8 protein-coding genes and 2 pseudogenes are annotated in these 8,584 nt (G+C 71.6%); 1 reads left to right on the top strand and 9 read right to left on the bottom strand.

Translation table 11 applies throughout. The features are described 5' to 3' along the window. Window positions 1-204 precede the first annotated feature (204 nt). From ACFFNX_RS34320 to ACFFNX_RS34305, 4 genes are all read right to left on the bottom strand, one after another. Entirely contained in the window at window positions 205-702 is a 498-nt protein-coding gene (locus ACFFNX_RS34320) for a pyridoxamine 5'-phosphate oxidase family protein (RefSeq protein ID WP_378210072.1), read from the bottom strand. Between the two features lie 55 nt (window positions 703-757). Next, window positions 758-1,183 carry a VOC family protein gene (locus ACFFNX_RS34315; RefSeq protein ID WP_378210073.1) on the bottom strand — a complete coding sequence of 142 codons (426 nt, stop codon included), beginning with the start codon at window positions 1,181-1,183 and terminating at the stop codon, window positions 758-760. Between the two features lie 251 nt (window positions 1,184-1,434). Then, window positions 1,435-2,163: a VOC family protein gene (locus tag ACFFNX_RS34310; RefSeq protein WP_378210071.1), complete on the bottom strand. Its 729-nt coding sequence runs from the start codon at window positions 2,161-2,163 to the stop codon at window positions 1,435-1,437. 126 nt (window positions 2,164-2,289) lie between these two features. Next, complete coding sequence (locus ACFFNX_RS34305; RefSeq protein ID WP_378210070.1) at window positions 2,290-2,646, bottom strand: DUF488 domain-containing protein; 357 nt, start codon at window positions 2,644-2,646, stop codon at window positions 2,290-2,292. A 716-nt stretch (window positions 2,647-3,362) separates the two neighbouring features. Between ACFFNX_RS34305 and ACFFNX_RS34300 the strand changes: the two genes are divergently transcribed. Then, window positions 3,363-4,412 (top strand): tyrosine-type recombinase/integrase, encoded by a 1,050-nt coding sequence (locus ACFFNX_RS34300; RefSeq protein WP_378210069.1) that lies wholly within the window; start codon window positions 3,363-3,365, stop codon window positions 4,410-4,412. On the opposite strand, the gene ACFFNX_RS34295 is transcribed toward ACFFNX_RS34300, so the two are convergent. From ACFFNX_RS34295 to ACFFNX_RS34275, 5 genes and pseudogenes are all read right to left on the bottom strand, one after another. Further along, window positions 4,358-5,776, bottom strand: a complete 1,419-nt coding sequence (locus ACFFNX_RS34295; RefSeq protein ID WP_378210068.1) for an MFS transporter — start codon at window positions 5,774-5,776, stop codon at window positions 4,358-4,360. The two genes, ACFFNX_RS34300 and ACFFNX_RS34295, sit on opposite strands and share 55 nt — an antisense overlap. Window positions 5,777-5,908: 132 nt before the next feature. Next, window positions 5,909-6,322 (bottom strand): FAD-dependent monooxygenase, encoded by a 414-nt coding sequence (locus ACFFNX_RS34290; protein WP_378210067.1) that lies wholly within the window; start codon window positions 6,320-6,322, stop codon window positions 5,909-5,911. Between the two features lie 238 nt (window positions 6,323-6,560). Beyond that, window positions 6,561-7,097, bottom strand: a pseudogene (locus ACFFNX_RS34285) (FAD-dependent oxidoreductase); the annotation flags it as partial. Next, entirely contained in the window at window positions 7,094-7,693 is a 600-nt protein-coding gene (locus ACFFNX_RS34280; RefSeq protein ID WP_378210066.1) for a TetR/AcrR family transcriptional regulator, read from the bottom strand. The gene ACFFNX_RS34280 and the pseudogene ACFFNX_RS34285, both read right to left, overlap by 4 nt. Window positions 7,694-8,116: 423 nt before the next feature. After that, window positions 8,117-8,584 (bottom strand): annotated as a pseudogene (locus tag ACFFNX_RS34275) (hypothetical protein); the annotation flags it as partial.

Genomic DNA, 8,584 nt, shown 5'->3' with positions numbered 1-8,584 from the left:
CGCGGCAGGCCCCGCGCTCACCCTGGGCCTTTGCGCCGGCGCCGCCGCGCTCACCGGACTGGGCGGCCTGTGCTCCGCGCATCTGCGCCGCGCGCCGGTCCACGTCGCGCCGCCCGTCCCCCGTACCCAGCCCGCCCGGTGAGTCGGCGTTCGGAATCGGCACGTCGTTTCATCGGCGCGCTGCTCGGGCCGGTCGGGCGCGGTTCAGCGGCGCCGGCGCTCCTCCCGCTGCCGCATCAGTTCCTCGACCGCGCTCGGCAGGGTCGTCTCGAAGTCGATCAGCTTCGCCCAGGTCGGCGTCACGACGATCCGGACCATGCCGTCGTAGAGCGAGCGGACCTCCCTCTCCCACTCGACCCGCTGCTCGGCCGTCATCGCGTAGTCGCCGTTCAGCTGGAGGTACTCCTCCGGGATGCCGTCGACCACGTCCAGTTCGGCGCGGCCGCGGATGAGCAGGATCTTCGGCGGGTGTACCTCGGTGTCGATCGTCAGGGCCACCATCGGGTTCGCGCGCAGGTGGGCGAGCTTGGGCGCGTTCGTCGAGGTGCACATGACGATCTTCGAACCGTTCCAGGTGAAGCCGATCGGGATGTTGCGGGGCGTGCCGTCCTTGGCGACGTAGGCCAGGCGGGTCATGGCGCGGGCCAGCAGTTCCCGGCTGATCGGTCGGTTCAGGATCTCGGTGATCTCATCGGGTCGCACGGTTCTCCTCCCGTTGTCGTTCTCGGTCCGTCCAGCCGATCGTTCCGGTCGGCCGTCAGCCGAGCTGCTGGGCCAACGCGACGATGATCCCCTCGGGGCCGCGGATGTAGCAGAGCCGGTAGCTGTCCTCGTACTGCGCCGGCTCGCCGAGGGGCTCGGCACCGTGGGGGCGCAGGCGGGCGAGGACGTCGTCGAGGTCGTCGACGGCGAACATGACACGGTGCAGGCCCAGCGTGTTGGGCGGCGGGTTCTCCGGCTCGGCGCCGACAGCCGCCGGGGTGTGGTACTTCGCCAGCTCCAGCTTGCCGTGGCCGTCCGGGGTCCGCATCATCGCGATGTCGCTCCGGATGCCGTCGAGTCCGACGGTACGGTCGGCCCAACGGCCTTCGATCTGCGCCCTGCCCTCCACCTCCATGCCGAGTTCTGCGAAGAACGCGATCGCGGCCTCAAGGTCGTCGACGACGATGCCGACGTTGTCCATTTCTGCGAAGAACGCGATCGCGGCCTCAAGGTCGTCGACGACGATGCCGACGTTGTCCATCCGCTGAATCGCCATGGTGGTTCTCCTTCTTCTCGCGCGGCCCGTCGTGGCCGCTGGTGTACCTGGGACGGAGCCGGTGCCGCGTTCTCGACACCCCGTCGCCGCCCTGGGCCGCCGGAGCCCGGAGATCCCCGGCCGGGGAGCCTGTTTCCGTACGGGAGCCGGCCGGCGTACGAGGTGGCCGCGGGTGGTTACACCGATGCCTCGTTCCAGGTGAGACAGAACGGCTTGCCGGCGGGGTCCGCGTACACGCGCCAGTTGTCGCCCTCGGCGGGCAGTCTCGTCGCGCCGATCGCGAGCGCCGCCCGTTCCGCCGACTCCAGGTCGGCGCGCTCGACGAGCAGGTCGAAGTGGACCTGCTGCGGCGCGGCCGGGTCGGGCCAGCGCGGCGCCCGGTAGTCCGCGACCTGCTGGAACAGCACGGGCATCCCGCCGTCCTCGCCGATCATCGCGGCGCCCGGCGCCTCGTACGTGATCGGCTTGCCCAGCAGCTCGGAGTAGAACGTGCTCAGCGCCTTCGCGTCCGGGCAGTCGAGCATCACGCCCATCACGGTCGTGTTCGGGTCGTCCTCCTTGACGCACAGGTCGAACGGGTGGCTGGCCGGGTCGGCGAGCGTGTGCCGGCGTTCACCGCGGCGCAGCGGCGTCGCGCCGAGCGAGACCGCCTTGTCCGCGGCGGCGTCGATGTCGGGTACGCGCAGATCGAGGTGGGCCTGCTGTGGCGCCGCCGGGTCGGGCCATCGGGGCGCCACGTGATCCGGTGCGAGCTGGAACGCGATGCGCCACCCGTCCGGCGTCCTCATCGTGATCCAGTCGTCGTCGGTGTAGCTCTGTGTCCAGCCCGCGAGGGCTGCGTAGAAGTCGGCCTCCGCGGCGATGTCCGGTGCGTCGAACGCGACGGTCTTCAGCTGGGCGATCATGTGCGCTCCCCCTCGTCGTCAGCCCGGCCATCTTCCTTGACGGGTCCGACAGTTCCGCGGCCTGCACCCCTGGTGCATTTTGTGGGTGGTTTCGAGTAGGGATTTGTCATATCAAGCCGACGTGCTTTACGTAGTAAGGTTCAGGAGGGAGGCCAGGACGGCGGCGTTGCTGCGCGGCGTGTCCTTGGTGGCCGTCACGAGCACGAGCCGCCGGTCGGCCGCCAGGTCCTTCAAGCGTCGCAGCGCGTCCGCGGCGGGCGGGTCGGCCAGCTCGGCCTCGTAGCGGCGGCGGAACTCCTCGAACCGCTCCGGGTCGTGACCGTACCAGCGCCGCAGTTCGGTGGAGGGCGCGACGTCCTTCAGCCACAGGTCCAGGTGCGCGGCCTCCTTGGAGACGCCGCGCGGCCAGACCCGGTCGACCAGCACCCGGTACTCTCCCGCCGTCACCTCGTCATAGACCCGTACGACGCCGACCTCACGCACGTACCACCTCCGCGTCCACCGCGCCGTCCGTCGGCGCCAGGGACCATACTTCCCGCAGTACGGCCCCGTGTATCGCTGACCACGCCCGGGACGCACCGGAAGCCTCAGGCCAGCGGTAGACACATGGTCGTCAGGTCGAGCCGTCGGCCGAACTCGGCGCCCATACCCGCGCCACGGCGCCGTGACCCGCGGTGGCACGCTCCTCCTCGCCACCGCGGCTGGGACGGCGATCTCCAGCAAACCGCGCTGTACTCTCCGCGGTCACCGCCGACCTCGGTGCCCCGCGCTCCGTGATCGGCCCGCTCCCGACATGACGGGGTTCGTCCTCCTGCTCCCCCTCGGCGACCACCTCGCCCCCGAACATCCGGCCACCGCCCGCGCCACCACGCCCGGTGTGATCGTGCTTCTGGCCGCCTACCTGCTCGTCGGCGCGGCCGCCAGTGTCACAGCGCGGGACCGGTCATGCTGCTCAGTCGCCTGGCCGGAGGAACACTCACCGCCGTGCTCGGGTGACGGCGGATGCTCCTCGTCTTCGCCGCTCTCGCCCTTCTCGGCGCGATCGCCGCCGTCGCCGTGCTTCCTCCGCTCTCGCGCCACCATCTGCGGCTTGTCTCGGGCTCGCCCTGTTGGCGTCGGCTGTCTCGTCGCCCAGGCCGCGTCGGGGCCGTGCCGCCCCGGTTCGGGAAATGTCGGAGGGGACCGCTAACTTCTGGGCAATGCGCCCTGCCGACGTCCGCCGTCTCACCGTCGATGAGGCGGCCGATCGTTACATCGACATGGTCCGTGCCAAGACCGTCACCGGTGCGCTGGCGCCGGGTACGGCCGAGGTGTACGCGCGTGACGTGCGGACGTTCGCGGCTCTGGCCGGTGGTGATCGGGTGCTGGACGATCTGAGCGGGGAGGACGTCGATGAGGTGCTGCTGCGGTTCGCCGCCAAGCCCGACGGGCGGCGTGGGGCCGCCGGGTCGGAGGCCGGGGCGGTGCAGAGCGGCGCGTCGCAGAGCCGGTTCCGCCGGTCGGTGTCGGCGTTCTTCCGGCACGCGACGGTGGCGGGCTGGGTGCAGCTGGACCCGATGCGGGCGGCCACGGTGGTGCCGCGCCGGCGCGGTGGGCTGCGTCCGGAGCGGCGGGCGCTGACGCGTGAGCAGGCGGAGGGGCTGCTGGGTACGGCGCGGGAGCTGGCCGTGGCGTCACCGCAGGAGGGTAAGCGGGCCGATCAGCGCACGGAGTTGCGGGACGCGCTGATCGTGTTGCTGCTGGCGACGGTCGGGCCGCGGGTGTCGGAGCTGGTCCGCGCCGACGTCGATCACTTCTACGTCAACGACGGGGTGCGTTACTGGCGGATCTTCGGCAAGGGCGGTGCGACGCGTGACGTGCCGCTCCCCCGTGAGGTCGCGGAGGTCCTGGACGCGCATCTGGCCGAGCGGCGGGCCCGTGCGGTGGGCGGGAGCGCGCTGCTGCTGTCGTGGCGGGGGCGGCGGCTGGCGCGCGGTGACGTGCAGGCGGTGATCGACCGGGTGCTGACGCGGGTCGATCCGCGGCATCGCCGTGGGGTGACTCCGCACGGTCTGCGGCACACCACGGCGACGCATCTGCTCGCCGCGGCGACCGACATGGACGCGGTACGCCGGGTGCTGGGCCACTCGGATCTGTCCACGCTGGGTCGTTACCGTGACGACCTGCCGGGTGAGCTGGAGGCGGCGATGCGGGCTCATCCGCTGCTGGGTGCCGGGCCCGGTGAGCCGGAGGACCTCCCGCCGGGGTGAGGGGCGGCGCGCCCGGTGGTCTCCAGGCCGCGGCCGGTGCTGCGGGGGCCCAGGACCGCCACGTCGAGGCAGAGGATGACCAGGATGACGGCCGAGCCGGCGAAGACGGTGCCGGCGCCGAGGTTGTCCAGGGCGTTGAGGGCGATGAACGGCAGTACGGCGGAGGTCGCGCGGGACAGGGAGTAGGCGACGCTGATGGCGCTGCTGCGGATCCCGGTCGGGAAGATCTCCGCCTGGTAGGTGTGGAAGGCGTTGGAGAAGACGTTGGAGGCGCAGGTCAGCAGGAACCCGGCGGTGACGATCAGCGCGGCGTCGCGGGCGTAGCCGAAGACCAGGCCGGTGACGGCCATGACGAGCGCGGATCCGACGATGAGCCATTTGCGTTCGATGCGTTCGATGATCGGTACGGAGAGGGCGGATCCGATCGGGTAGCCGAGGAAGCTGAGTGCGGCGTAGCCGAGGGACTGGATGACGTCGAAGCCTTTCGCGCCGAGTACGACCGGGGCGAGGGAGCCGAAGCCGTAGTAGCCGACGGTCTGCAGGATCTGGAAGACCCACAGCATGACGGTGCGGCGGCGGTACGGTTCACCGAACATCCGGGCGAGGGTGAGCCGTGTGACAGGTTCGTCCGGGGTGTCCTCCACGGGCGGCAGCGGGCCCCGTACGGCGGCGACGGCCCGTTCGGCGTCGGCGACGACCGCTTCGGCCTGGTCGGGGCGGCCCTGGGCGAGCAGCCAGCGCGGCGACTCGGGCAGGCGTGAGCGCAGCACCCACACGATGAGCGCGCCGGCGGCGCCGAACACCAGCAGCCAGCGCCAGCCGTCGACCAGCAGGTGCTCGTCGGCGACGAACCGGCCGCCGAGGAACGCCGCGACCGGCACGCCGCAAAAGCCGATGGTGTACGCCCAGGCAATGCAGCGTCCACGGACACGGCGCGGCATGAACTCGCTGAGGTAGGTGTCGACGAGGGTGAGCTCCGCGCCGAGCGCCAGCCCGCACAGGAACCGCAGCAGCAGGAAGGTGTCCAGGTTCGGGGCGAACGCGGTGAGGAGGGAGAACAGGGAGTACAGGCCGAGGTTGAGCAGGAACATGCGGCGGCGGCCGAGCCGGTCGGCGGCGATGCCGAACGCGATCGCACCGACGAACATGCCGGCGAACGCGGAGGCGATGACGAGGGACTTCTCGTTCGTGCTCAGGTGCCACTCGTCGGTCAGGACCGCGCCGAGCACGCCGCCGAGGAACACCTCGTACAGGTCGAAGAAGCTGCCCAGGCCGACGACGACGATCAGTACCCAGTGCCAGCGTGTGATCGGAAGACGATCCAGGCGGGCGGTGATCGATCGGCCGGTCGGTTCCTGGGGCATTCGGCGGGCTCCTTGAGCGTCGGGGGTGCCGCGCATGAAATCACCTCGCCCGCCGATCGGGCCAGTGCGTGTCCGGCCCGTGAGATGCGGCGGGCCTCAGAGTCGGAGGAGGAGCCGCCCCCCTGCGTACGGTTATTCGGCGACCGGTGGCGTGGGGCCGAGCGGGCGATCGATGATGGCGGTGGACTTGCCGGCGAGGGCGGCGGCCACGTAGCGGTCGATGACGGGGACCCGGGCCAGTTTGAGGGCGGTTCGCCGGATGCGGAGCTGCGTGGGGGTGGCGGGGATGAACCAGCGTGTCCCGTTGCGGGCCACCTGCTGTTTCTCGGTGATGAGCGGCCGCAGGGTCCGTTCGTGGCCTTCCAGCGCGGACTCGACGGTCGCGGCGTGGGACAGGTGCTCGGCCAGGACGTAGGCGCCGGTGATGCCGAGAGAGGCCCCCTGCCCGGCGAGCAGGGACACGGCGTGGGCGGCGTCGCCGATCAGTACGACGCGGTCGCGGCTCCAGGCCGGCATGTCGATCTGGGCGACCTGGTCGTAGTACACGTGTTCGGGCGGCGGGCAGGGCGCGTGGCGCCACCCAGCCGAGGGTGCCGTACTCGCGGCGGATCGCCGCGCGCGGGTCGGCCGGCAGCGTGGGGTCGGCGGTGCGGTGCACGGTGAAGACCGCGACGCGTTCGCCGCGCAGGCCGTAGAAGCCCATCTGCCGGTCGACGGTGTCGGTCAGGCAGAACTGCCCGCGCACCCGGGCGTGGACGTCGGCGTCGTCGAACGCGTAGGCGGCGGTGTGGAAGCCCAGGTATCGCAGGAACTCGTGTTCGGGTCCGAAGGTGCGGTCGCGGACGGTGGAGTGGATGCCGTCGGCGCCGACCAGCAGGTCGGCGTCGATCGTGCTGCCGTCGGTGAGGGTGACGGTGACGCCGTCGGCGCGGTTGTCGATGCCGGTGAGGGTGGTGGCGTGGCGTATCTCGACGCCGCCGGGCATCTGGTCGCGCAGCGCGCGTTCCAGGTCGGGGCGCATGATGCTGATCAGGCGCCCGTCCACGATCTTGGCGAACCGGGCGAAGCGTAGGCCGGAGCGCCGGCGGCCGTGGTGGTCGCGGTAGGTCATCTCCTCGATGTGATGTCCGAGCTCGCGGATGCGGGGCAGTACGCCCATGGCCTCCGCGGCGTCGTAGCCGGGACCGAAGAAGTCGATCATGTAGCCCTGGGTGCGGGGGCCGGGCGCCTTCTCCACGACCACGACCTCGGCCCCGATGGTGTCGAGGCACCGGGCGAGGGCCAGGCCGGCGATGCCGGCTCCGCAGATGATCACCTTCATGAGCTGTCTCCCCGGGTCGGGTGTCCAGGTTCGGCGGGAGCGACGAGGCGGCGCAGCACGGCTGTCAGCTCGGTCGCGTCCGGGCCCGGGCCGAGTGCGCGGTGCAGCATGATGCCGTCGATCGCGGCCGCGACCACCGCGGCGGTCGCGTCGGGGGCGGGCACCTGGTGTTCGGCGAGCCGGTCGGCCAGCGCCCGGCCGAACCCGGTGAGGAGCTCTCCCAGGGAGCGGCGCAGCTCCTCATCGCGGCCGGCGGCCAGATAGGTCTCGGCGAACAGCAGCGAGGTCGGGTCCCGGCCGTCGTAGGCGGTCAGGAAGTCCATCATCAGGCCCAGTGCCTCACCGGGCGTACGCGCGCGTGCCAGGCTCGTGCCGGTCTGCTCGATCAGGCCGTGCATCACGGTCAGTGCCGCTTCGGTCAGCAGGGCCTGGACCGAGGAGAAGTGGTAATGCACCACGCCCGGGGCCACGCCGGCCCGTTCGGCCAGCATTCGGGTGCTGACCGCCGCCCAGCCCCGCTCGGCGATCAGCTCGGCCGCCGCCTCCAGCAGTCGCCGGCGCGCCTCACGCCCGCGGTCCGCCGCCGTCGCACTCATCGTTCCCGCCTTCTTGGTCGGTCGCCCTGGGCGTTCGTATTGGGCGATTGCCCAAATCTACCACGGAGGCCGGGGACATGGGGAGGGCCGGTTTCCACAGGGGCTGTGGACAACCCGGTGGGTAACCGCGTCGCGGTACCCACATAGGTGGTGATTTCCCCGGCCGAACTGTGGAAAGCCCTGTGGATAACTACACGGTCGCCGGACACCGCTCACCCGAGGAACACCGGACCAACGAGACTCCGCCGCGAGCCGCAAACCCCGGCCGACCAGCACCATTCCGGACCGCGGACCACAGCACTCGTACGCCCATCAGGACCAGGGACACCGCGACGGCGATCCGGGGCGCGCCATAGGCGGGGCGGGCAGGGGTCTCCCGGCCCGTTCACGCGGGTAAGCGGTTTTCCGCCGGGGAACGAAGGGCTACCGGCGCGCGACCGGGTCGCCGTGCACGGCGGGGTTGATCGTCCCCGGCGCGCCGGTCCGCGACGGCTCCGGCGTCTTGGACTTCTTGTTCGACGGTGACGGGCTCGGGTTGGACGGGGTCGGCTCCGGCGGCGGAGGCGGCTGCACCGGCACCGTCGTGGGCACCTCCGTCGGCGTCGGCGGCTTCGGGGACGGCTCACAGGAGTACAGCAGCAGGACGAGCAGGCCCAGCAGGACCAGCAACGCCGCCAGCGACGCGACCGCCGCCGCCAGCCCCTTGGTGTCACGCGCGGACTGCAGGCCGGTCGGCGGCGCCGGAGGCGGCTGCAGCGCCGGGCCCTTCGGACCGGACAGCCAGTACTGCTGGAAGCTGGGGCCGCCGCGGCGGCGCCGGCTCAGCCCCCAGCCGCGTTCGAGCAGCACCGGCTTCAAGAAGCGCTCCGCCCCCGGCTGCCCCTCTTCGTG

Origin of the sequence: Actinoallomurus acaciae (assembly GCF_042429965.1) — a bacterium.
Classification (GTDB): Bacteria; Actinomycetota; Actinomycetes; order Streptosporangiales; family Streptosporangiaceae; genus Actinoallomurus; species Actinoallomurus acaciae.
Note: the sequence above shows the minus strand (reverse complement) of the source record. Positions and strands in the feature narration are given on the sequence as shown.

Coding starts and splice junctions, on each gene's coding strand:
- ACFFNX_RS34300 (WP_378210069.1), top strand. CDS start 3,363: ATGCGCCCTGCCGACGTCCGCCGTCTCACCGTCGATGAGGCGGCCGAT.
- ACFFNX_RS34310 (WP_378210071.1), bottom strand. CDS start 2,163: ATGATCGCCCAGCTGAAGACCGTCGCGTTCGACGCACCGGACATCGCC.
- ACFFNX_RS34295 (WP_378210068.1), bottom strand. CDS start 5,776: ATGCCCCAGGAACCGACCGGCCGATCGATCACCGCCCGCCTGGATCGT.
- ACFFNX_RS34315 (WP_378210073.1), bottom strand. CDS start 1,183: ATGGACAACGTCGGCATCGTCGTCGACGACCTTGAGGCCGCGATCGCG.
- ACFFNX_RS34280 (WP_378210066.1), bottom strand. CDS start 7,693: ATGAGTGCGACGGCGGCGGACCGCGGGCGTGAGGCGCGCCGGCGACTG.